This window comes from Corynebacterium stationis, from assembly GCF_001941345.1.
Taxonomy (GTDB): Bacteria; Actinomycetota; Actinomycetes; order Mycobacteriales; family Mycobacteriaceae; genus Corynebacterium; species Corynebacterium stationis.
This window is the reverse complement of record NZ_CP009251.1, coordinates 331007-353709: the sequence shown is the minus strand read 5'-3', so window position 1 is coordinate 353709 and position 22703 is coordinate 331007. Positions and strand designations below refer to the sequence as shown.

Annotated in this window: 19 protein-coding genes and 1 tRNA gene; 10 read left to right on the top strand and 10 right to left on the bottom strand. The window is 53.9% G+C overall.

The features are described from left to right. Positions 1 to 216: 216 nt before the first annotated feature. From CSTAT_RS01765 to rfbA, 5 genes are all read left to right on the top strand, one after another. Positions 217 to 1293 carry an alpha/beta hydrolase gene (locus CSTAT_RS01765; protein WP_075722274.1) on the top strand — a complete coding sequence of 359 codons (1077 nt, stop codon included), beginning with the start codon at positions 217 to 219 and terminating at the stop codon, positions 1291 to 1293. A 54-nt stretch (positions 1294 to 1347) separates the two neighbouring features. Next, entirely contained in the window at positions 1348 to 2700 is a 1353-nt protein-coding gene (locus CSTAT_RS01760; protein WP_075722273.1) for a M1 family metallopeptidase, read from the top strand. Positions 2701 to 2817: 117 nt separating this feature from the next. After that, positions 2818 to 3801, top strand: coding sequence for a dTDP-glucose 4,6-dehydratase (gene rfbB / locus CSTAT_RS01755; RefSeq protein WP_075723763.1), 984 nt, complete (start codon positions 2818 to 2820; stop codon positions 3799 to 3801). Between the two features lie 45 nt (positions 3802 to 3846). Beyond that, positions 3847 to 5253: a sugar nucleotide-binding protein gene (locus CSTAT_RS01750; RefSeq protein WP_075722272.1), complete on the top strand. Its 1407-nt coding sequence runs from the start codon at positions 3847 to 3849 to the stop codon at positions 5251 to 5253. A gap of 18 nt (positions 5254 to 5271) precedes the next feature. Next, a complete protein-coding gene (gene rfbA, locus CSTAT_RS01745) occupies positions 5272 to 6138 on the top strand; it encodes a glucose-1-phosphate thymidylyltransferase RfbA (RefSeq protein WP_075722271.1) in 867 nt (288 codons plus the stop codon). Between the two features lie 75 nt (positions 6139 to 6213). Here rfbA and CSTAT_RS01740 read toward each other — a convergent pair whose 3' ends face one another. The 4 genes from CSTAT_RS01740 to CSTAT_RS01725 all read right to left on the bottom strand — a co-directional run bounded on the left by CSTAT_RS01740 (position 6214) and on the right by CSTAT_RS01725 (position 9562). Further along, entirely contained in the window at positions 6214 to 6834 is a 621-nt protein-coding gene (locus tag CSTAT_RS01740) for an MBL fold metallo-hydrolase (protein ID WP_066792318.1), read from the bottom strand. Between the two features lie 79 nt (positions 6835 to 6913). Beyond that, a complete protein-coding gene (locus tag CSTAT_RS01735) occupies positions 6914 to 7585 on the bottom strand; it encodes an SDR family NAD(P)-dependent oxidoreductase (protein ID WP_075722270.1) in 672 nt (223 codons plus the stop codon). A 4-nt stretch (positions 7586 to 7589) separates the two neighbouring features. Further along, the gene (locus CSTAT_RS01730; protein WP_075722269.1) at positions 7590 to 8696 is read right to left on the bottom strand and encodes an S-(hydroxymethyl)mycothiol dehydrogenase; all 1107 of its coding nucleotides are present in this window, start codon (positions 8694 to 8696) and stop codon (positions 7590 to 7592) included. A 98-nt stretch (positions 8697 to 8794) separates the two neighbouring features. Next, a complete protein-coding gene (locus tag CSTAT_RS01725; protein ID WP_075722268.1) occupies positions 8795 to 9562 on the bottom strand; it encodes a GDSL-type esterase/lipase family protein in 768 nt (255 codons plus the stop codon). A 243-nt stretch (positions 9563 to 9805) separates the two neighbouring features. Here CSTAT_RS01725 and CSTAT_RS01720 point away from each other — a divergent pair, with 243 nt between their 5' ends. Further along, positions 9806 to 11497, top strand: a complete 1692-nt coding sequence (locus CSTAT_RS01720; RefSeq protein ID WP_211273022.1) for an AMP-binding protein — start codon at positions 9806 to 9808, stop codon at positions 11495 to 11497. 285 nt (positions 11498 to 11782) lie between these two features. Here the strand turns inward: CSTAT_RS01720 and CSTAT_RS01715 are convergent. Both CSTAT_RS01715 and CSTAT_RS01710 read right to left on the bottom strand, forming a co-directional pair. Further along, positions 11783 to 11855 (bottom strand) — tRNA-Thr (locus CSTAT_RS01715). 74 nt (positions 11856 to 11929) lie between these two features. Then, the gene (locus CSTAT_RS01710) at positions 11930 to 13177 is read right to left on the bottom strand and encodes a DNA polymerase III subunit delta' (RefSeq protein ID WP_075722266.1); all 1248 of its coding nucleotides are present in this window, start codon (positions 13175 to 13177) and stop codon (positions 11930 to 11932) included. Positions 13178 to 13285: 108 nt separating this feature from the next. Between CSTAT_RS01710 and CSTAT_RS01705 the strand changes: the two genes are divergently transcribed. Continuing rightward, entirely contained in the window at positions 13286 to 14818 is a 1533-nt protein-coding gene (locus tag CSTAT_RS01705) for an adenylate/guanylate cyclase domain-containing protein (RefSeq protein WP_066792300.1), read from the top strand. Between the two features lie 17 nt (positions 14819 to 14835). Beyond that, complete coding sequence (locus CSTAT_RS01700) at positions 14836 to 16107, top strand: DUF418 domain-containing protein (protein WP_083640600.1); 1272 nt, start codon at positions 14836 to 14838, stop codon at positions 16105 to 16107. Between the two features lie 49 nt (positions 16108 to 16156). Here CSTAT_RS01700 and CSTAT_RS01695 read toward each other — a convergent pair whose 3' ends face one another. Together CSTAT_RS01695 and topA are read right to left on the bottom strand one after the other, a co-directional pair. Further along, positions 16157 to 17119 carry a hypothetical protein gene (locus CSTAT_RS01695; protein WP_075722264.1) on the bottom strand — a complete coding sequence of 321 codons (963 nt, stop codon included), beginning with the start codon at positions 17117 to 17119 and terminating at the stop codon, positions 16157 to 16159. A 51-nt stretch (positions 17120 to 17170) separates the two neighbouring features. Beyond that, positions 17171 to 20155: a type I DNA topoisomerase gene (gene topA / locus CSTAT_RS01690; RefSeq protein ID WP_075722263.1), complete on the bottom strand. Its 2985-nt coding sequence runs from the start codon at positions 20153 to 20155 to the stop codon at positions 17171 to 17173. Between the two features lie 432 nt (positions 20156 to 20587). Here topA and CSTAT_RS01685 point away from each other — a divergent pair, with 432 nt between their 5' ends. Continuing rightward, positions 20588 to 21220, top strand: a complete 633-nt coding sequence (locus tag CSTAT_RS01685) for a DedA family protein (RefSeq protein ID WP_075722262.1) — start codon at positions 20588 to 20590, stop codon at positions 21218 to 21220. A gap of 40 nt (positions 21221 to 21260) precedes the next feature. On the opposite strand, the gene CSTAT_RS01680 is transcribed toward CSTAT_RS01685, so the two are convergent. After that, a complete protein-coding gene (locus CSTAT_RS01680) occupies positions 21261 to 21692 on the bottom strand; it encodes a MepB family protein (RefSeq protein WP_075722261.1) in 432 nt (143 codons plus the stop codon). A 110-nt stretch (positions 21693 to 21802) separates the two neighbouring features. Here CSTAT_RS01680 and CSTAT_RS01675 point away from each other — a divergent pair, with 110 nt between their 5' ends. Continuing rightward, positions 21803 to 22243 (top strand): PACE efflux transporter, encoded by a 441-nt coding sequence (locus CSTAT_RS01675; RefSeq protein WP_075722260.1) that lies wholly within the window; start codon positions 21803 to 21805, stop codon positions 22241 to 22243. A gap of 109 nt (positions 22244 to 22352) precedes the next feature. On the opposite strand, the gene cspE is transcribed toward CSTAT_RS01675, so the two are convergent. Beyond that, positions 22353 to 22556 (bottom strand): transcription antiterminator/RNA stability regulator CspE, encoded by a 204-nt coding sequence (gene cspE / locus CSTAT_RS01670; protein WP_066792293.1) that lies wholly within the window; start codon positions 22554 to 22556, stop codon positions 22353 to 22355. Between the last annotated feature and the right edge of the window lie 147 nt (positions 22557 to 22703).

Genomic DNA, 22703 nt, shown 5'->3' with positions numbered 1-22703 from the left:
ATTTTGGGAACTGATAACGAAATCTGGATAGTCTGCGATAATTAAACAGCGGAATAATATCTCGCACCTAGTCATTTTTCAGGTATCTGATAGAAATGAAGCGACGCCTTGTTTTCGTAGGGATTTCTTCTACGTTTGCGCGTTGTGAAGAACTAGCAGAGAATTAATCGGAACCTTCCATTCCCTTAACTCACACAGAACGGAATAATTAACACCATGAAACGCATGAAATCGCTGGCTGCGGCGCTCACCGTCGCTGGGGCCATGCTGGCCGCACCTGTGGCAACGGCAGCAGAAAAAACTCCTGCTGATATCGCTGGAGACACTGCACTGTCTGAGATTCAGGAATTGGAAGTTGACTCCACAATTGAAGGGCAGAAGTGGTACCAAAAGTACGTAGATGATGAGCGGGTGCTCAAGCTTCAAGCGACCTCCCCAGCAATGGATGGTCGTAAGGTTCCGCTCGCCATCATTCGGGCTCAAAACCCAGACCGTCCAACGATCTACCTGCTCAACGGCGCAGGCAGCGCTGAGCAGGATACAGACTGGTTGAACCAGTCGGAGGCAGTAGACTTCTACGCCGATAAAGACGTAAACGTCGTTATTCCCCAGGCCGGTGCGTTTTCTTACTACACCGACTGGAACACCACCCCTAATAAGAGCTACCTGAAGGGCCCGCAGAAGTGGGAGACCTTCTTGACCAAGGAACTACCTGGTCCACTGGAAGAGCGTCTGCAGTCCAATAACAAGCGCGCAATTGCAGGCATGTCCATGTCTGCTACCTCTTCCCTATTATTGGCTCAGCACAACCCGGGCTTCTACGATGCAGTTGGCTCCTATGCCGGGTGTGCTGGTACCTCCACTCCGTTTGAGTACGAGGCTATGCGCCTGACTGTGAACCGTGGCGGTGGCGAGCCAGAGCAGATGTGGGGCAAGATGGGATCTCGCACCAATCGCTATAATGATGCGCTGCTGAACTCCGACAAGCTGCGTGGCACCGCACTGTACATCTCCTCGGGCAATGGCCTGCCAGGTGAGACTGACATGCCTTCCTACTACACCAAGCAGGGTGTAGACCCAACCGCAGCTTCCGTTGGCGCAGCTACCTTGCAGATTGAAGGCGGCATCATCGAAGCTGGCGTAAACCACTGCACTCACAACTTGGAAGCCAAACTGAAGAGCCAGAACATCCCAGCTACCTACAACTTCCGCGACACCGGCACCCACTCTTGGCCGGGCTGGCGCGAAGACTTGGAGAAGTCGTGGCCAGTATTTGAAAAGGCACTCTCCTAATTCGAGTTGAGCCAGATTAGGTAGAAACCTAAAGGGCGGTAGAATTGCAGCATCATGAAATCGCTGCTTTCTACCGCCCTTCGGCGTTTATCCGGGGAATTTACAGACCCTTACACCGGTATTGATTACAACGTCGGCTTTTCCATCTACCATTATGATTTGGAATTGGTCTACCGGGTTGAGCCGAATTTACTCTCCGGCGTTGCCCACCTGCACATTTCCATGGCAGAGGACTTAGACAATCTCACGCTAGATTTGGGCGGAGCGATGGCCGCGCGTCGCATCTCGGCTAATAAGCACATTAAAATTACACGCTTTCGCCAATCCGGCGGCAAGATCCGCGTCACTTTTGATGAGGCCATCGAAGCAGGAACAGAGTTTGTTCTCACCGTGCGCTACGGCGGCAACCCACGGCCAATCCGCACGACGTGGGGTGAAATCGGCTGGGAAGAAACCGAGTCTGGTGCTCTCGTTGCATCACAGCCCAATGGCGCGCCGAGCTGGTTCCCGTGTGACGACACCCCCAGTGAAAAAGCCACCTATGACATCCGTGTGACCGCCGATGATCCCTTCACTGTGATATCCAACGGCACTTTGGTGTCGAAGAAGCGTCGCAATAGTGCCACAGAATGGAACTATAAGGTCAAAAGCCCCATGGCGACGTACCTTGCGACGATGCAGATAGGCGAATTTACCGAGTTCAAACTCGGTCGCAATACCACCGCCTGGGCCCCGGGGCACTTGCGTGCGCGTGTGCTGGAAGAATTCAAACAGCAGCAAGAGATGCTCGATTTCTATGAAACCCTCTTCGGGGAATACCCCTTCCCGGATTATCAGGTGGTCATTACCGAAGATGAGCTGGAAATTCCACTTGAAGCACAAGGTTTATCCATCTTTGGTTCCAACCACATCGCTGGCAATCATCGCTTTGAGCGGCTCATCGCGCATGAATTAGCGCACCAATGGTTTGGTAATTCCGTCGGAATTTCCGAATGGAAGGATATCTGGCTCAATGAAGGTTTTGCCTGCTACTGCGAATGGCTGTGGATAGAGCACAAAGGAACGGATTCCGCGCATGAGGTCGCACGCAGCCACTATTTGGTCTTAAGCCGTAAGGCGGAAAACCTTTTGCTAGCCGATCCAGGCGCGCACGATATGTTCGATGACCGCGTGTATAAGCGCGGGGCTATCACCATTCATGCGCTGCGCCGTTTATTAGGTGATGAGGCTTTCTTCGGCGCTGTTCGCAACTATTTACAGGCCGGCCGCAATAGCACCGTGATACCCAAAGACTTCTTTGGCCACGTCGATGATGCAGCACTTCAGGCCGGGGTTAGTTTGGACGAGGTCGCCGAGCTTTTCGATGTTTGGCTCAACCACAAGCAGCTACCAAAGTTTCCTGCCTAAGCCTTAAAGAACTATCAACGGCTAGACTTATTTCTCATGCGCACTTTCGATTCCACCCCGCAGGATATTCACATCAAGGATGTTCACGCCAGTACTGAGCCGCGTTCATTTTCTCGCATGCTGGTAACAGGCGGAGCGGGATTCATTGGCGCCAATTTCGTGCACCTAGTGGAAAAGCAGTGGCCAGAATGTGAGGTCACTGTCATCGACAAGCTAACTTATGCCGGCAACCGCGCCAATTTGGCTGGTTCCCGCGCAAAGTTTGTCGAAGGAAATATCACTGATGCTGCGTTGGTGGATTCTTTAGTCAAAGACACTGATGTCATCGTGCACTTTGCAGCAGAGTCACACAATGACAATTCTTTGCATGACCCATCACCGTTTATCACTACCAATATTATGGGGACGTTCGTGCTGCTTGAGGCTGCCCGTAAGCATTCGGTGTATCTGCATCACGTGTCCACCGATGAGGTTTTTGGGGATCTAGAAATCGGCGCGCCCACAAAATTTACTGAATCCACTGCCTATGCTCCCTCCTCGCCGTATTCGGCATCAAAGGCTAGCTCGGACCACCTGGTGCGTGCCTGGGCGCGGTCCTTTGGGCTGCAAGTAACCGTGTCGAATTGCTCAAATAATTACGGCCCCTACCAGCACATCGAAAAGTTCATACCGCGGCAAATCACCAATATTTTATCTGGTCGCACACCCAAGCTTTATGGCACCGGTGAGCAAGTCCGCGACTGGATTCACGTTGAAGACCACAACTTGGCGGTGCTGGAGATTCTCGCGCGCGGGAGATTCGGCGAGACCTACAATATTGGTGCTGATCAAAAAGACGTCAATAACCGCGAGGTCATTGAGCTGATTTGTGAGCTCATGGATATTCCGGGGCAATATGAGCTTGTGGCAGACCGCCCTGGCCATGACCAGCGCTACGCCATGGATGCGTCCAAGCTGCGTGAGGAATTAGGGTGGCGCCCGCGCTATACCGATCTGCGCGCGGGGTTAATCGATACCATCGCGTGGTACCGCGAGAATACCGCGTGGTGGCAAGATGCTAAGGAAAAAGTGGAATCTACTTATGCTGCACAAGGTCAGTAGTCTGTCCAGAAGTTTTTAACAAAAGAGAAAGAAAGGCTATTTTTCGTGCACATTGAATCCACTGCGATTGCTGGTTTGAAGATCATCCACCTCGATGTCCATGGGGATAATCGAGGCTGGTTTAAAGAAAATTGGCAGCGGTTGACCATGGGCAAGGCTGGTTTGCCGGATTTTTCCCCTGTGCAGCACAACCTTTCTTTCAATGCCGAGGCAGGCGTTACCCGCGGTCTGCACGCTGAGCCCTGGGATAAGTTGGTTTCCGTTGCACACGGCAAAGTCTTTGGCGCGTGGTGCGATCTGCGCGAAGGATCAGATACTTATCGCAGGGTAGTGGAGCAAGAAATTGGCCCTGACAAGGCGGTCTTTGTCCCCCGCGGGGTGGCTAATGGTTTCCAGGCCCTAGAAGACAACACTGCTTATTCTTACCTAGTCTCCGATCACTGGTCTCCTGACGCTGACTACACGGCAGTAAACCTCGACATGATTTCTTGGCCGCTGACCCCGACGGAGATTTCTGACAAGGACCGCAACCACCCGCAGCTTGTCGATGTCACCCCGATGCCACCGCGGAAGATCCTCGTCACCGGTGCGAATGGCCAGCTGGGGCGTGCTCTGCGCGAAGTTTATAAGAATGCTGCGCACGTGGAATTTGCTACCCGGCAAGAATTCGATATCACAGCCCCCGATATCGCTACCGCGCGTCCGTGGCGCCAGTACGACGCGATTATCAATTGCGCGGCGTATAACGATGTCAATGGCGCCGAAATAGATCGCCAAAGTGCCTGGGAGACCAATGCCACTGCCCCAGCGCGGCTCGCGAAAATCGCTGCGGCGAATAATCTTACGCTCGTGCACGTCTCTTCTGACTACATCTTCGATGGCACTCGTGAAATCCACACGGAGGAAGAAATACCGTCGCCACTATCGACCTATGGGGCATCGAAAGCTGCTGGTGATACTGCTGCACAAACGGCACCCCGGCATTATGTCATCCGCACCTCGTGGGTCTTTGGCGATGGCAATAATTTCATGTCCACGATGGCATCGTTAGCTAAGCGCAATATTGAACCGGTAGTCATCAACGACCAAAAGGCCAGGCCAACCTACGCTGAAGATCTGGCCAAAGGCATTAAACACCTGCTGGAAACCCAAGCTGAATACGGCGTTTATAACCTCTCCTCTGCAGGTGATGCCGTGGGACGCGATGAAATCGCCATGGCTGTGTTCATTGGTGTTGGCCACGACCCCGCTGAAGTGCATTCCGCAACGACTGCGCAATACAACACGCACCGTGCCCAGCAAGCTGCGGAAAAAGGTCAGCCTGCACCGGAAGCGGAAGCACCTCGCCCGGCAGAATCCACCTTTGATTTATCAAAGATTGAAGCCACTGGCTTCAAGCCGTCGAATTGGCGTGCTTCTTTGGCCTTGTACCTCGCGCTTTTGGAAAGCTAGACGCTAGGGTTTATAGCTATGAAAGGTATCATTCTCGCTGGCGGCTCCGGTACGCGATTGTACCCCATTACCAAGGGCATATCGAAGCAATTAATGCCGATCTACGACAAACCGATGGTGTACTACCCGCTGTCCACGCTGATTCAGGCTGGGATCCGGGAAATCCTCATCATCACCACGCCGGAGGACTCGGCGGCTTTTGAGCGCTTGCTTGGCGATGGCTCCCAGCTCGGCCTCATGCTCAGCTACGCCGTGCAGGCGCGTCCTGAGGGCTTAGCGCAGGCCTTTATCATCGCAGAAGATTTCATCGGCGAGGACCACGTCGCTTTAGTATTGGGTGACAATATCTTTGACGGCCACGGCTTCTCCACTGCGCTAGCGCAATGCCGCAATCCTGAAGGCGGCATCATCTTTGCATTCGAGGTCTCTGATCCCCAGCGCTACGGCGTTGTGGAATTCGACGAAGCCGGGCACGCATTATCGATTGAAGAAAAACCTACTCATCCTAAGTCCAATCATGCTGTCGTGGGCTTATATTTCTACGATAATTCCGTTGTCGATATCGCCAAGACAATTAAGCCCTCTGCCCGCGGGGAATTAGAAATCACCGCTATCAATGACGCTTACTTGCAGCAAGGAAAGCTGCACGTGAAAAAGCTTCTGCGCGGCGATGTGTGGCTCGATACCGGCACCGTGGATTCCATGTCTGAGGCATCTTCTTATGTAGAAGTGCTCCAAAAGCGCACCGGCGCTGTCATTGGCTCCCCCGAAGTAGCAGCCTACCGCGAAGGCTTCATCGACGCCGCAGCACTAGAAAAGCTAGCGGAACCATTAGAAAAATCGGGCTACGGCGCATATTTACGCACCGCAGCCCGAGAGGGTTAAACCCGTACCAGGTTAACCCTAAGTGCTGGTAACCCGGTTAGGGTTACGATTCGCTCGGTTTAACCGGAGCAATTCTTAGTAGCCGCGCGCTACGTATTCATCGATACGCGCTGCTTCCGCACCAACTGTCGTCTCATCGCCGTGGCCTGGGTAGACCTTGGTATTGCCCGGCAGGTTGAATACTACGTTGCGCAAAGACTCGATGATGACATCAAAGTCGGAGTACTTGCGGCCAGTGGCACCCGGACCACCGTTGAACAAGGTATCTCCTGATAGCAGCACGTTATCCTGCGGGAGGTGGAGTACCACGCAACCTGGTGAGTGGCCTGGGGTGTGGAAGACCGTGATCTTCTCACCATCAAGCTCAAACTGCTGATTATCAGTCAACGGGACATAAGGTGCATCCCCATTGCTTTCCTTCCACAGCTCATCATCTTCTGGGTGCAGGTGCACCTCAACACCGTAGTGCTCACCCAGCTGGGGTGCAAGCTCACAGTGGTCATTGTGCGCGTGGGTCAAAATGATGCCACGCACTGGGCGATCGCCTACCTCATCAATGACTTGCTCAGCATTATGAGATGGGTCAATGATGTAAACACCACCCTTGCCACCAAGAATGTAGACATTGTTGTCCACATCCCATTCGCCGCCGTCGAGACGGAATTTTCCGGAGGTAACAAACTTTTCAATCTTCATGAATCTGCCTTTCGCTGGAGGTTGAAGAGGATTCTCAATGCCTAGGAACGAATATTTCTCAACAGTTATCTGCAGTTATCTACGGAAGAATTACTCCCTTCGCTTTATGGCCCACGGAGATGATTTCCCCGGAGATTGACGCCATCTTTGGAGACAGTAAAAACACGAGGGTGTCTGCGACTTCCCGCAGTGAAGTCTGACCATCCGCACGGTCGATTCCAGCATTGGGATCTTCGATGACAAAGCCCGGGCTAATGGCGTTGACCGTAATGCCACTGCCGGCATTTTGATCCGCCAAGTTCTTGACGATGACATTAAGCGTCGCATTGCGCGCCGAGGCCGTGGTGCTGTCGGTGACATAAGAATTCTTGCCAGATAGCGCAATGATGCGCCCGTAGCCTTGTTTCTTCATGACATCCAGCGCAATATTTGCTGTACGCAGGAAGGTCATCGCTTTGCCATCGATAGCGGTAAGAACCTGTTCCGGATCATCTGCCTTGGCTGGGTCAAGGGTTTGCGCCGCTGGTGCGGAGGAAACCACCAACCCATCCAAACGCCCGTACTCGGTGACGACTTTCTCAATGCCTGCCCGCACTGAAGCTTCATCGGAGGCATCAATGGAGAGCTCGCTGCTGCGAGAAGCCACCAGCGGAATGGCCCCTTCGGATTTCAGCACGTTCACCACATCTGCACCGATGGTGCCATTGCCGCCGAGGACGAGGATTACTTGATCTTGTAGCTGTAAATCCATACTTTTAAATCTCCACGACGCTGCGCAGGACGTCGCCAGTCTTCATCGTGCCAAAGGCTTCTTCAACATCGTTGATGCCGATACGCTCCGAAACGAACTTGCCCAGTGGGAAGCGTCCCTGCAGGTGCAGATCCACATAGGTTGGGAAGTCACGCTCTGGCAGGCAGTCGCCGTACCATGCTGGGCGCAAGGAGCCGCCGCGGCCGTAGAAATCAATGGCTGGGATATCAATGCGGGAGGTGAGGTTTGGCACGCCCACCATCACCATGCGGCCAGCGTGGTCGCGGGAGTAAAACGCCTGCTCCCAGGTCGGCATGATGCCCACGGCGTCAATGGAGACGTCGGTGCCGAAACCACCGGTGAGCTCACGAATCTTGGCTACAACCTCAGAGTCTTCACCCTGGCCAGATAGCTTCGAGGAATCAATAACATCGGTAGCACCGAATTCCTTCGCCCATTCCAGCTTCTTCTCATCGACATCCACAGCAATAATCTTCGAAGCTCCAGCGAGCTTGGCACCTGCGATAGCTGCCATGCCTACACCACCGAGGCCGAATACTGAAACGGATTCCCCGCGCTGGATATCAGCGGTATTAACTGCAGCGCCAAGGCCTGCCATTATGCCGCAGCCGAGCAAGCCCGCTGCTGCTGGGTCTTCTTCTGGGTTGACCTTGGTGCACTGGCCCTCGTGTACAAGGGTCTTTTCTGCAAATGCACCGATACCCAGCGCTGGGGTCAGTTCCGTGCCGTCTTCCAAGGTCATCTTCTTGGATGCGTTGTGGGTGTTAAAGCAGTACTTTGGCTCGCCCTTCTTACATGCGCGGCATTCGCCACACACTGCGCGCCAGTTCATGATGACAAAGTCACCCTCTTTAACGTGGGTAACATCTTCGCCGACGGTTTCTACAACGCCTGCGGCTTCATGGCCGAGCAGGAAAGGGAAAGCGTCTTCAATATCGCCGTCGCGGTAAGCCAAGTCGGTATGGCAGACACCGCAAGCCTGGATCTTGACGATGACGTCATTAGGGCCTGGTTCAGGGATAACAATGGTGACAGTTTCTACTTCTGCGCCCTTTTCGCGGGCGATTACTCCGGTTACGTTTTCGCTCATGTAGCCAGACTATCTGAAAACTTAGCTTCCGGCGGAAAATAAAAATCGTTCCCCCGTTGAGAGATGCGACGGTGAGAACGACTATGCGCTGAGGTTATTTAGGTACGCGCCAAAATACTCGCGAGCGCCTCATGTCCACGGGCGTTGACGTGAATAGGAAGATTGCCGTCACCAGCCGTAAAATCAATCAATCCGGCGAAGTAGCGCTGGCTAGCATTAGCGCACATGCCGTTGTTACGGGTAGCGCCCTTAAGGTCTACAAATTCAGTGCCCGTCGCGCGCGCAAGGTCAACCTGCATCCACTGCGCAGAATCTTCCCAGCTGCGAACTTCTGGCAACAAAGTGGTATCCGATGGGCGCGAGGACACGTGAACTAAGCAGTAGTAATTTCCAGAGCCAATGGTTGGGTAGCCAACGATTTGAATCCGGGCATTAGGGGCTGCGCGCTTGATGCGCTCGATCTGCGGCGCGGTGGTGCGCACAAAACGATCCCGCAGCTGCTGACGGGTAAGGTTGCGGTTGTTGTAGGTGTCGTTGAAACCTGAAGTGAAAATAACGCGCTGCGTCGATGGATTCAGGGAACCAGTACGAATTGCGGTGGAAACCTGGGTGGAAATCTGCGGCCCGGGGGACATGGACACTGCACCGGAGCAGGAATGGTCCCGCACGCGAAGGCCCAGTTTGGCGCCCGTACGCTTGGCGTAGTTATTGCCTGACGGGCAGTTCGCACCATTTGCTGTCGAGGAAGTTACCCGCGTAGACAGATAAATGTCGGCACTGGGATCCGCCAGCAGCGAGTCACCGAAGGCTACTAGATTTCTTTCAGCCGCCGAGGCGGTCGGGGCTGCCACAACAGTCAGCGCCATGAGCGCCGCAGCAAGTAATGTACGAAGTTTCTTCAATTCTTTGGCCTTCGATTCCTCAGATACGTTTGTATTCCCTGACAAAAGTACACTATATTCGCTAGCGTAGGTTTCGCAACCATCGTAACATCTTTATCATTTGTCACACTAGCAACAAAAGAAACGTCCGGGAAGCCCCGAGCGATTAACCCCTCGGGGGATCAACTTTTTCTTTTTATTTTCTATTACAAGGACTTCATCGTAGCTATGGCACTAAACGTTTCAGCACTATTTACCCCCAAGGGAATCCAGGAGTTAATGTTCCAGGCCAAAGGGGTTGCTGAGCTCGTCCCAGCATTGGTGAATTCCGGCATCATTGGTGCGCACGGCCTTAAAGCAACAGCCGTGCTTCCCGCAAACCTGGCGCGCTACCGCCTGACCACCGCACGTGAGCTCGAACAGGGCTACGCTACTTGCCCCGAACGCATTGCTCTTATCGATGACACCGGGGCAATTTCATACCGTCAGCTTCGCAATGACTCCCAAACTTTAGCTAAATACCTTCTAACGCTGGGTCTTGATGAGATTCGCATGGGCGTCATGGCGCGTAACGGCCGCGGAATTGTCACCCCGATGGCGGCTAAAGGCTACGCCGGTGCCTCTATTTATCTACTCAATGTCAGCTCCTCGAAGGAACAGCTCGCTGGATCTATTAAGGAATGCGGCATCAACGTTCTTGTCATCGATGATGAGTTTGCTGGACGCATGCCGACCGAGATTTTGGATGACATTCCCGTCATCATTGGTTTCGATACCGCTACCCAAGGCACCGGGAATGAGCCTTACGAGGTTATTGAACACAACTATCCTTTGATGAAGGATATCGTGGCGCACCCTGAACTACTTCGCGATATCAAGCTGCCGCTCTTTCCCCATCATGGAATGATCGTGTTGATGTCTTCGGGCACCACCGGAATTCCTAAGGGCATCATGCGCAACGAGCCGGTCTTCCCCGTCGTGGTCGCAACTCTTATGGGCACCATCCCGTGGCGCGCGGACCAAAAGGTTCAAATCACCGCCTCGATGTTCCACACCTGGGGTTGGGCCGCTGTAAACCTTGGCCTTGGTGCGCGTAATACTATTGTCACCCATCGCCTGTTTAACCCAGAGACCGTGCTCGATGATATTGAGCGTTATGAACTCGAAGGCATGGTTTCTTCTCCTGTGTTCTACAAAGAGATGATCCAAGCAGATCCGGAGAAGAAGTACGACACTTCTACTTTGGGCTTCATCGCTTCTGCCGGCAACGCCGTGTCCCCGCAGCTGGTCAAAGATGTGCACGAGCGCTTCGGGCCAATCCTGTGCAACGCCTATGGTTCTACCGAACTCGCATTGGCATCTGCTGCGACCGCTGAGCAGGTCGCCCAAGATCCCACCACCGCCGGCAAGATTGCCTCCGGTACCAAGCTGCGCATCTTAGGCAAAGACGGCAAAGAAAAGCCACGCGGTGAAATCGGTGAGATTTTCCTCTTCAACGAGACTGCTCTGATTGGTTACACGAACCCGGATAAGCAGGTAAAAAAGAATGAAGGCTTAGTATCCATCGGTGACCTTGGATTTATCGATGAAGATAACCACTTGCACGTGGTTGGCCGCGCCGACGACATGATCATCGTCGGTGGCGAAAACGTTCACCCACAATCTGTCATTGAAGTCTTGGAAGAAATGCCCGGCATCAAAGATGTTCACGCCCAAGGCGTTGAAGACGAAGACACCTTCGCCCGCGTCGCCGTGTGGGTAGTACGTAATGGGGATGAGGCTGGCCAGTCGCTTACCGATGAATCCATCCGCGACTTCGTCCGCGACAACCTTGCCGATCACTCGGTTCCCCGCGACGTGCACTTCCGCGATGAACTTCCACGCAACCCCACCGGCAAAGTCGTACCGCGCATGCTCTAGTCGCGGTTTCATGAATCTCTAACGACGGCAGCAAAGGAATTCTCGGCCCGTAGCCCTACTCCCAATCGGGAACCCAGCTTAATCTTTCTAGGGTTGGTGTCGCTGGCTGAGATGCTACCAGGCTTGAGTCACTGGAAAAGTAGCAATTTCATGAAGCCTCTTCATCCTGCATGCATATCCGCCTTGGTCAACCTGGGACTTCTCTGCCCCTACTTTTCGAACTGGTAAAATTAAAAAAGAACCCCAGTCCAGAAACGTTTTGTTCTGAACTGGGGTTTCAATGTGAGCCGCTTAGGAGAATCGAACTCCTGACCTTCTCATTACGAGTGAGACGCTCTACCGACTGAGCTAAAGCGGCCTGCGCCAATTACAGAAATCGGCGCCTATAAAGAATAGCTTAGCTACATTGCAGGCGTGAAATCAGCCGGGCTATCAGCGCGTTTTACAAGCTAGACGCAGTCTTCCGATGAGTCCATCGAAGGCAATTTGCTGGGTGACGTTGTGGCCCATTTGCTCGCGACACTTCGAAATCGCGTTCTGGCAAGCTAACAGTCCTTCTTCGCTCACGCGGGCGGCAAGCTCATCAGCTAGTCCCTCGAAATCTGGATGCGTGAGCTCCACGTCGGCTCCAACTTTGCGCATGAGGGCATCGCGGTAAATACCAGCCAGGTCAATGAGCACTAAGTCCAGATAGTCACGCTGGCGGCGGGTTTGCTGCAATTTGTGTTGGTCTTGCAATCGCTTAACCGCAGATTTTAGGTCGCGGTTTTCACGCCCGGTGCCTTTGCCTTTTCCGCCGGCGCCATAGGCGACTTCCAAGTTGGAAACTTCCTTTTCTTCCCGCTCTGCACCGTCTGACTTAGCTTCGTCATTAACCAGCTTGATGAGCGCCTGAGCAGATTGGAAAGCTTGGGAGCCGTGAAAGACATCTTCGGCTAGATTAATCGCCATCGCGCGGCGTTTTTGCGCATCTGGGTTGGTCACTAATCGGCGTGCGCGACCCACGTGGCGAAGAGAAGTAAGTGCGGCGAGGTGGGCATCGTTAGGCGATGCTCCCTCCGACACTAATTGCTCCACGATGTATTCGACCGACGGCGAAGGGATATATAAATGCCGGCAGCGTGAACGCAAGGTTTGGGAGAAATCCTGCGGATCTGCTGAAGGTGCACACATAATGATGACGGTCTGCGCCGAAGGCTCCTCCACTGTCTTTAGCAAAGCATTCGATGCACCAGCGGTTAGGCGATCTGCGTTATCGAAGATAATCACGCGAAACTTCGCGTGGGTAGGCAGCGCAATCGCGTCTTTGATAACCCCACGGACTTCCTCAACCTTGATGGTCAGCCCCTGCGGGGTCCAAAATTTCAGATCCGGATGAGATTGGGTCTCTAAAACTGAGCGGCACCCATCGCATTGCCCACACCCCAGCTCTGCTTCGGGACCGTTGGTGTCCACATTGGTGCACATCAATGCTGCGGCAAAAGCCAGCGCCGCATTGGAACGCCCTGAGCCCGGTGGGCCTGTAAACAGCCAGGAGTGGCTCATTGCGCGCGGATCTGCACCTGGCAGCCCTCGGGCGGCGCGCGCGGCCTGCAAAATGGCCTCTTGCACTGCCGGGCGATCTGCTAAACGCTGCGCAACAGAACCGCTTGTTAAAGAAATCTCAGTCACCTCACCCATATTACTTTCTTATGTCCATGCGCCTTGTCCCCCTGCACAAGTCTGATTTTTGATGAGCTTAGACCTTTTTAGGCGAAGGCCTAGTCACTAACGATAGAGTGGGAAGCTATGAGCAGAGTCATGCGCGGTCTTTTTTGGTTGATGAGCACTTCCTGGCCCATCTATGCCGCGATCGTGTTGGGCACCAATATTGTTGGCGCCGTTGCAATTATGACCTTTGTGGTTTATTTCCTACCCATGCCCGAAATTCGTGAATTCACCACGAACTTCGACAATCTCTTGGGGCTAGGTTTCGCCTTCGTTATCTTCGCGGTCATCGTCGGCATGGCAGCTACGATATTGCTCTTCCGCCCCGTGTGGGATTGGCAGCGCAATCCGGATAACCATGACCCGAATATGGTGCGCAACCTGGTTATGCGCATTCCTATTTACCAAGCAGCGGTTGCCGCACTGGTGTGGCTCATTGGAATCGGTATCACCGTAGCGATTACTTCTGCTTCCGATGCCACACTTGGATTAGTAGTAGCTGTTGCCTCGATCCTGGCTGGAATGGTCGTCGTCCTCATTACCTACTTGCAGGCAGAACGCATGGTTCGCCCTGTTGCCGCTACTGCTTTGGCGCGCCGCTTTGAGGACTCCACCCTAGAACCGCCAATTAAGCAGCGTCTGTATCTTTCGTGGATTATGTCCACCGGTGTGCCGCTGCTGGGTATTGTCTTAGTATTTTTGGCGCAAGTTGCCGGCATCTTTACAGACGATGCCAATGCCATCTTGCCGGCGGTCGTCGCGTTGACGCTCACTGCCCTTGGCACCGGCGCTATGGCCACGGCCTATTCCACCATGAGCGTGGTGGATCCAATTTACGAGCTCCAAGATGCCATCAACCGTGTGCGTCGCGGTGAACGCCACGTAGAAGTCGATATCTACGATGGCTCCGAGCTGGGTGTATTGCAGGCCGGCTTCAATGAAATGATGCGCGGTTTGCATGAGCGCCAGCGCCTACGGGATCTTTTCGGCCGCTACGTCGGTGATGAAGTTGCGCAGCGCGCGATGGATGAGCGCCCCGAGCTCGGCGGCGAAGACCGGAAGGTAGCAGTGCTCTTTATTGACGTCATTGGCTCCACCACGTTTGCGGTCAACAACACCCCGGAACGCGTTGTGGAAGAGCTCAATAACTTCTTTGAGCACGTTGTAGAAGTAGTTCACCGCAACAAGGGCATCATCAATAAATTCCAGGGCGATGCTGCGCTGGCCATTTTTGGTGCTCCTTTGAATGTCTACGATTCCACGTCGCTAGCTTTGCAAGCTGCACGCGAACTGCGCCACGAATTGCGCGATATGGAACTCCAAGCCGGTATCGGCGTGGCAGCAGGGCACGTGGTTGCCGGCCACATCGGCGGGCTAGATCGCTTTGAGTACACCGTCATCGGCGACGCCGTCAACGAAGCCGCACGTCTGACTGAGCTCGCAAAAGATACACCTGGACGCGTGCTGACTAATGCTTCCACGTTAAAAAATGCGAATGAGACTGAACAGGCTCGCTGGACGTTCATGAAGTCTATTGAGCTGCGCGGACGCCGCCGCATGACGCAACTCGCGCGCCCGATCCGCGCAACTTTGGCCGACCGCGCAGAATTATAGCTGTTAATCTTGGCCTCATGGCTCAAGATGACACTCAACCCCCGAGACCGCGAGCAACTAGTGCAGGCACCGCCCGCATGGTGGTGCCCGATGTTGCCCGTGGCCTAGCGCTGCTGGGCATCGCCGTGGCTAATCTTCCTACGGCATGGTTGACACCTAGTGCGCCGCATTCGGAGTTCTTAGGTTCAGTCAACACGGTCTGGGATCAAATCTTGGCGGTATTGACTACCCTATTCGCCCACAACCGCGGCCTGACGCTGTTTACCACCATGCTGGGCTTTGGCGTCGGGTTGATTGCCATGAGTTTGTGGCGCAAACAATTTCCTGCCAGTCGCGCTCGCGCGGTATTGCTGCGGCGCTATTTCTTCCTCGCCGTATTTGGTGCAGTTCACCTGCTTTTGCTCTTTTACGGCGACATCATGTTTTACTACGGGCTCTCCGGCATGCTCATCGCGGCGCTATTGACCATGCGCGATAAAATTCTCGCGATTATTTCCTATAGTCTTTTGGGAATCGTGCTGGTGGCGGGTCTTAGCTACTTGATATGGGCGCTAATCGCCATGCCAGATATAGCCAACACGCTCGGTGGCGGAGCCGGTAATACGGAGCTTCACAGCATCGGAGAGTTCTTGGCCTTTAACGGGCTTTACTTCCTGTTGAACCTGACAGGCTACCCAGGCTACGTGATTATGTATGTGCCGATTATGCTCATCGGGTTTACGTGGGCGCGGCGCGGAGTGCTTGCCGATGTCCGCGCGCACCGGAAAGAACTGTGGGCTTGGGCGATTGTCGGCGGGCTTATTATCCTCGGTATCGGTTTACCGTGGGGTCTTTCAGTCATTGGCGTATTGCCCGAAGCTCTCGCCGGAAACTTCGTCATTGCGAACTCAATGCTGGGTACGCTGACAGGCCCTGCGCTGTTAGCGATGTTTGCGCTAGCCCTTCAACCCATCCAGGACCGCGTCAACCAAGGTCATACCCCACCGGTGTGGCTGCAGGTTCCTATCGCCCTGGGTAAGCGTTCCATGAGTGGTTATGTCTTCCAGTCCATCGCCTTTATCATCATCTGCTACCCGTTTGCTTTTGCTTATGCACCAGATAGCGTCACCGCCCAGACAGCGTTGGCCTTTGGCGTCTGGGCAGTGTCCTTACTGCTGGCGTGGGTACTGGAAAAGGCCAACAAACGCGGGCCATTTGAAGCCGTGCACCGCCGCTTGTCTTATGGCCCCACGATGCAGCCAGAGCTCTACAGCGCGAAACAGCGCCGCGAATTGGAGGCTTCAGAGTAATTGCTTGCAGCAATTACTTGTCCTAGGAATATTTCAACAAGCAATATCCCTAGCGGCGGTTGAGGCCATCGGCAAGCAGCACGTGGCCAATGAAGCTGGTTGAGCTTTCCACCGCACCGAGGACTGCATTCAGATTGCGCTTGAAGAAGTTTCGCTTGTTGCCCTTGCCGGCGATGCTTCCCTCCACTACGGCGCGGGCAAAGGTCATGGCTTCTGCCGCAAATAGTAGGTTCGCGCCGTGGCTCGCCCCGCGCGCGGCAATGGAGCCTGAACGAAATACTGACTCATCCGATACCAAAGCAGCCGTGGTCGCTGATGCTGCACCACCTAAGACAACCGCGGGCACCATGTCTTGGGAGACTTTATTGTTACGCGCAGCAAGTACAGCCGCGCCAACTCCCGCTGCCCATACCCCGGCATAAAGACCGATGGTCTTGCCCTGGGGCCGCGCGCCCGCACCCAGTGCTGCGGCGGAATATCCCAGGTTGGATAAAACAACAGCCTTCACGCCCCAGCGCGATGGCGTACGAAGAGCCTGCGACTTTTCCGCCGAGTTCTTAGCGATGCGCGCTACAGCTCCCGCAACCAATGCAGCTGTAGTTTGCCACAAAGAATCTGATTCCAGCGTTTGCGGAGTCGCCGTTGGTGCATCGACTGAACCGGGGTTGCGTTTTGCTTGCACATAATCTTCCAAAGACACATAGTGTCCCGGCGTAATTTCACCGGCACGCGCAATCGCGTTGCCAGCCAGCAGGAGCAAAATCGCAGGTTCCGCCAGCACGTGGACCTTTGGCACGAGCGGCAAAATACGGCTGAAGAAGCTCACATCATTTAAAAGCGCAACGGCTAAACGCTCCTGCTCTTTCGGCATCGGCGCTAGCGCGGCCAAAACAGCGTGAACCCCTTCAAGCGAACGGGTAAGGAACTCGCCTTCGACTTCTACCTGGGAGACATCGGAAAGCAGCTCATCGAGCCCCTCTTCCAACGAAGCAGTCAGCGGCAACTGTGGCATGGGTTAGTCCTTTCGTGCGTGTGCTAACCCCGCCCAGCCTACCGCTGATGACTACTTCCGGCGCGAACCCGCTTTGACCACATTCTTCGTTCCCGGCGAAGGCTTCTTAGCAGCAGTTTTCTTCGCCGTGGACTTCTTCGCCATGGACTTCTTCGCCGCGGACTTCTTAGCCGTGGTCTTTTTCGCGGCCGTCTTCTTGGTGGTCTTCTTAGTTGCACCACCGCCATCGGCAGCTTGCTTCGCACGACGTTCAGACAACAACTCATTGGCGCGCTGATCCGTCAAAGTCTCTGGCGAATCGCCCTTGCGCAGCGAGGCATTGGTGGTGCCATCGGTCACATAAGGACCAAAGCGACCATCTTTGACCGACATTGGCTTACCCGAGACGTCATTGTCACCGAGCTGCTTCAGCGGTGGCTGCGCAGCCTGGCGTCCGCGACGCTTCGGCTCAGCATAAATACGGCGCGCTTCATCCAAGGTGATGGTGAAGATCTGTTCTTCATTCGCCAAAGAACGCGAGTCCGTACCCTTCTTGAGGTACGGGCCATAGCGACCATTTTGTGCCGTGATGACCTCATTATCTGCAGGATCCACGCCAACTTCACGCGGCAAGGACAACAGCTGCAAAGCATCTTCTAAGGTCACTTGCGAAGGCTCCATGGAGCTAAACAACGAGGCAGTACCAGGCTTGAGCTTTTCATCAACGTATTCGTTGATGCGCTTTTCCTTTTGCTTGGCGGCTGTCTTGGTCTCCCAATTCTTCGCCCGCATGCCGTCTTCTTTACGCTGCTTGTCTTCCGCAGCGCGTTCTTCGGCAACGACCTTCTCGGCTTCAGCTTCAGCCTTCGCACGCTCATCGTCGCGCACGATTTCGGTCACGTAGGGACCAAAACGGCCTTCTTTCGCCACGATGGTGCGCCCATTGGCTGGGTTTTCGCCCAGTTCACGGCCACCTTGTGGGGTTGCAAAAAGTTTCTCCGCGAGTTGCTCGTTAAGCTCATCTGGCGTGGTGGTCTCAGATAGGTTCGCGCGCTGGTATTCCGGCTCGCCTTCTGCGTTAACTCCGACTTGGCGCTCGATGTAAGGACCGTAGCGGCCGACGCGCACAAATACATCGCGGCCTTCGGCATCGGTATACAGACGGATCGAGTTGACCTTGCGGGCATCGATGTTTTCCAGATTGACATCGACAAGCGATTTCAGCCCACCGTGACGTGCAATTGACGCTGCCTTGATGTCTGCGTCTTCGGCGCCCTTCTCAGCATCGCCGAAGTAGAAGCCGTTGAGCCAGCGAGTGCGGTCCTCATTACCGGAGGCAATCGCATCCAGCTCATCTTCCATCGAAGAGGTGAAATCAAAGTCCACCAATTCCGTAAAGTGCGACTCCAAAAGCCCCACCACGGCAAATGCAACCCAGCTTGGCACCAGGGCATTGCCACGCGAGACCACATAGCCGCGGTCTTGGATGGTCTTGATGATCGAAGCATAAGTGGAAGGACGGCCAATGCCTAGGTCTTCCATCTTCTTGACCAAGCTGGCTTCGGTATAGCGCGCCGGTGGATTGGTCGAGTGCCCGTCAACAGTAACTTCGGCAACGTCGAGGTCATCGCCTTGCTCAAGCTGCGGCAAACGATTTTCGTCTTCGTTTTTCGCCGAAGCTTGATCCTCATAGGCCTTCAAAAAGCCTGGGAAGGTGATGGTTCGACCAGTTGCAGAAAACTCCACGCTCTCGCCTGTCGATGCTTCACCTGCAACGGTCAACTTCATCGACTGGCCCTTGGCATCTTCCATCTGCGATGCCACGGTGCGCTTCCAAATCAGCTCATAAAGCTTAAATTCCTCAGCATCCAGCTGACCAGAAAGCTGGCCAGGGGTTGCAAAGGTTTCACCAGCAGGACGAATCGCTTCGTGTGCTTCCTGCGAGTTTTTCACCTTGCGGTCATAACGACGCGCGCTCGATGCCGCGTATTCCTTGCCGAAGTTCGACACCGCTGCATCACGCGCTGCGGTCAGCCCCTGCTGCGACAGCGAGGTCGAGTCAGTACGCATATAGGTAATGTGACCGTTTTCGTACAGTCGCTGCGCAATACGCATGGTGCGCTCAGAGGTAAAGTGCAGACGCCGCCCGGCTTCCTGCTGCAGAGTCGATGTCATAAACGGTGCATAAGGCTTACGGGTATAAGGCTTGTGCTCGACAGAAGCAACGTGCATGGCAGCGTTATCGAGGCCATCGGCAAGCGCCTGTGCACGCTTTTGATCCAGCACGACTACTTCATTGGTAGTCAGCTTGCCGTCATCACCAAAATCACGGCCCTGGGCAACGCGCTGGCCATCAACACTGCTCAGGCGTGCCTTAAACGGCGCAGGATTCGATGCATCGGAATTCTTCGCTGCTAAATCCGCAGACAAATCCCAGTATTCCGCAGACACGAAAGCCATGCGCTCACGCTCGCGCTCAACGATGACACGGGTTGCCACCGACTGCACACGACCAGCGGATAGACGTGGCATGACTTTCTTCCACAGCACGGGCGAGACTTCATATCCGTACAAACGGTCGAGGATGCGGCGAGTTTCCTGCGCATCAATCAAGTCCTCATCCAGCTCACGAGTATTTTCCGCAGCTTCCAAAATGGCCGACTTGGTGATCTCATTAAAGACCATGCGGCGCACCGGAACCTTAGGCTTTAAAACCTCCAGCAAGTGCCAGGCGATGGCTTCGCCTTCGCGGTCCGGGTCTGTTGCCAGATAAAGCTGGTCGCACTCTTTGAGCTTGGCTTTAAGGTCAGCGACCTTCTTTTTCTTATCCGGGCTAATGACATAGAGCGGAGTAAAGTCGTCTTCGGGGTTGACGCCTAAGCGCGCCCAAGCTTCCTTCTTAAACTTCGCAGGAACGTCAGCAGCACCACGAGGCAAGTCGCGAATATGGCCTACTGAGGCCTCAACGATGTAGTTGTCACCTAGGTATGGCTGAATCTTCTTCGCCTTCGTACCTGACTCCACGATGACTAATGTCTTGCCTGATGGCTCTGCCACGTCGACCTCATCTCCTTCGATGATTCGAACCTAATGTCTAATTGCCCCTACAGTACACAGCGACATCACCAACCACATGCACGTGGGGCAAGTTTTACTAGAGATACTGTATTTAATAGGGCTGTCTCAGATGTTTCTACCACTACTTCACCACACCATACAAAAGTCAACAAGTTGCGCCTCACTGACGCAATAAATAAATTATCCTCCCTAACTACCGTTATTAACTGCAGATATGCGCTGTTGATCCGTCAATATTTCGATTAAATGTTGAACGCATTACTACTTGTTATCACTTGGCGCTTTTGCCACTAGAATCTTCTTAAGACCCATAGTGCAACAGGCTTTCCTTTAATTATCAGCCTGCATTGCAACTTCCACGGCGCGTTAGTATTCGACGGAAATTCCCCGTCAGAAAGGGAGCATTCACCAGTGGTTGACACCCTCACGATGTGGATTGAATTTCTCATGTCCACTGCTTGGGTTTATCCCGTCATCGGCGCTTTAATCTTCGGCGATAGCTTTATCCCCGTTTTGCCTTCAGAAATTCCGCTGAATCTCGTCGGTGCTTGGTCCGGTGCGCGCGGGGAACCAAATATTGGTTTGATGTTTATCGTCGCGGTGATGTGCGCCGTGGTTGGTGACAACCTCTGTTTCCTCTTAGGCACGCGTTTGATGCCTTATGTCAACCGCATTCGTCGCGGCTCCAAGGCCTATGGTGCCTTAGTGTGGGTCAAGCGCAATATGCGCAGAAACGCCGGCGCGGCCATTATCATCGCCCGCTTTATCCCGTCTGCCCGCCTGCTGCTGACCATTTTGCTGGGCTCCGTACGTTTTCCGTGGCCAATGTTTTTCATCTTCGACACCCTCGGCGTAATCCTGTGGGCTGCGCAAGCACTGGCCATTGGTTATCTCGGCGGCGTCATTTTCTCTGGCAGCCCACTATTTGCGATGCTCTTGTCAGTCGTTCTCGCTACCGTCTTAGGCTTTTTGGTTCAACGCACGCAAAATAAGATCATGGACGCTTTGGACGTGCGCCGCGGTTACGCCGAAGCCCATAATTAAGCGTTCATTGCTGAACGCTTAATGAAGAGCTCTGAACGCTTCAGTATTCTTGGAACGCTGGACTTTGGGCACGCTGCGTTGCTGTGGCCTGCTTATTTAAGTTCGTTTCCCAGCTTGGATACACCCGAAACCCGCGCTTCCCGGAGTGCTTCCCTGTTGTAATACCAAGCGCTTCCAAATGCTCAGCGGTAAATCGGAATACTCCCCGCTGCCCGTTCTGCTCCACAAATACAAGCAGCCCGCTGATAACTTCATCAGCTTTGAAGGGTGCCGTTGTGCCGTCTTTATCTCGGCACCAGAAAGCAACGAACGCTCCCGGTTTGGTCGGGGTATTCCGCGCGGTACGAATGTGCCATTTCGCGTCTTCAATTGTCGCAACACCGGATTCATAGTCACTGTTTTGCTCTTCGGGGAGCACCTCGGCGTCTATGCCATGTTCATGTGCGTAGTCTTCGAACCCGCGAAACTTCATGGGCGTCGATGCTACCAGCCAGGCATGGGAAGTCCTTGATAATGTGCGTTCGCGCTTAAACAGACTAAGCTCAATTTCCGCACTTTTAACTGCATCTTTTTGGAGGATTCTTGTCAGCAACTACGCGCCGCATCGTCTATGTCATCGTCTATGAGCTAGTGGGAATCCTCGCTGTAACCTTTGGATTATCCGCACTGGGATTTGGCGGTGGGCAATCAGGTGCTGTTGCCATTGCTTCATCTACGGTGGCAGTGACGTGGAACTTCATCTGGACGTCGATGTTTGAAGCGTGGGAGCGCCGCCAAGAATCTCAAACCCGCACGGTCAAGCACCGCATTGTCCACGCTATTGGTTTTGAAGGCGGGTTAACGTGCTTTCTCATCCCAGTTGTTGCCTGGGTTCTTAAAGTCTCTTTACTGGAAGCTTTCTTCCTACAAGCCAGCATCTTGGTCTTCTTCCTCATCTACACTTTCGTGTTCATGTGGGTCTTCGACAAGATCTGGCCGCCCTACACAAACGTGGTTGAATCCACTACCCCGGTAAATAAGTAAGAAATTCAAACAGACAAAACTGAAAAAGGACTCCCGAAGGAGTCCTTAATTTTTTATCCAGCCATCACATCCGAAGTGGATGTGGAGGATAAAGGCAGTTGGTTAATGCTTAGATAGCGTTAACGTTGGTTGCCTGTGGGCCCTTCTGGCCCTCACCGATTTCGAAGGAAACCTGCTGGTTCTCTTCGAGGGTACGGAAGCCGTTGCCCTGGATCTCGGAGTAGTGAACGAAAACGTCTGCGGAGCCATCCTCTGGAGCGATGAAGCCGAAGCCCTTTTCAGCGTTAAACCATTTTACGGTTCCCTGTGCCATGATAAATATCCTTAAAAATAGGGGGTTCGTCGTTGAAGAATTATCAACGCCGGGTCAAACAAACTTTTTCGAACTCCCGGTCCCCCGGGTGCACGCGATAAAATCTTGCTATAACTCTTTTTGCGAGCACCAAAGTGGTGTTAAATC

Excerpts from the sequence above, each read along its gene's own strand:
- CSTAT_RS01765 (WP_075722274.1), top strand. The coding sequence starts at position 217 with ATGAAACGCATGAAATCGCTGGCTGCGGCGCTCACCGTCGCTGGGGCC.
- CSTAT_RS01760 (WP_075722273.1), top strand. The coding sequence starts at position 1,348 with ATGAAATCGCTGCTTTCTACCGCCCTTCGGCGTTTATCCGGGGAATTT.
- rfbB (WP_075723763.1), top strand. The coding sequence starts at position 2,818 with ATGCTGGTAACAGGCGGAGCGGGATTCATTGGCGCCAATTTCGTGCAC.
- rfbA (WP_075722271.1), top strand. The coding sequence starts at position 5,272 with ATGAAAGGTATCATTCTCGCTGGCGGCTCCGGTACGCGATTGTACCCC.
- CSTAT_RS01740 (WP_066792318.1), bottom strand. The coding sequence starts at position 6,834 with ATGAAGATTGAAAAGTTTGTTACCTCCGGAAAATTCCGTCTCGACGGC.
- CSTAT_RS01735 (WP_075722270.1), bottom strand. The coding sequence starts at position 7,585 with ATGGATTTACAGCTACAAGATCAAGTAATCCTCGTCCTCGGCGGCAAT.
- CSTAT_RS01730 (WP_075722269.1), bottom strand. The coding sequence starts at position 8,696 with ATGAGCGAAAACGTAACCGGAGTAATCGCCCGCGAAAAGGGCGCAGAA.
- CSTAT_RS01725 (WP_075722268.1), bottom strand. The coding sequence starts at position 9,562 with ATGGCGCTGACTGTTGTGGCAGCCCCGACCGCCTCGGCGGCTGAAAGA.
- CSTAT_RS01720 (WP_211273022.1), top strand. The coding sequence starts at position 9,806 with ATGGCACTAAACGTTTCAGCACTATTTACCCCCAAGGGAATCCAGGAG.
- CSTAT_RS01710 (WP_075722266.1), bottom strand. The coding sequence starts at position 13,177 with ATGGGTGAGGTGACTGAGATTTCTTTAACAAGCGGTTCTGTTGCGCAG.
- CSTAT_RS01705 (WP_066792300.1), top strand. The coding sequence starts at position 13,286 with ATGAGCAGAGTCATGCGCGGTCTTTTTTGGTTGATGAGCACTTCCTGG.
- CSTAT_RS01700 (WP_083640600.1), top strand. The coding sequence starts at position 14,836 with ATGGCTCAAGATGACACTCAACCCCCGAGACCGCGAGCAACTAGTGCA.
- CSTAT_RS01695 (WP_075722264.1), bottom strand. The coding sequence starts at position 17,119 with ATGCCACAGTTGCCGCTGACTGCTTCGTTGGAAGAGGGGCTCGATGAG.
- CSTAT_RS01680 (WP_075722261.1), bottom strand. The coding sequence starts at position 21,692 with ATGAAGTTTCGCGGGTTCGAAGACTACGCACATGAACATGGCATAGAC.
- cspE (WP_066792293.1), bottom strand. The coding sequence starts at position 22,556 with ATGGCACAGGGAACCGTAAAATGGTTTAACGCTGAAAAGGGCTTCGGC.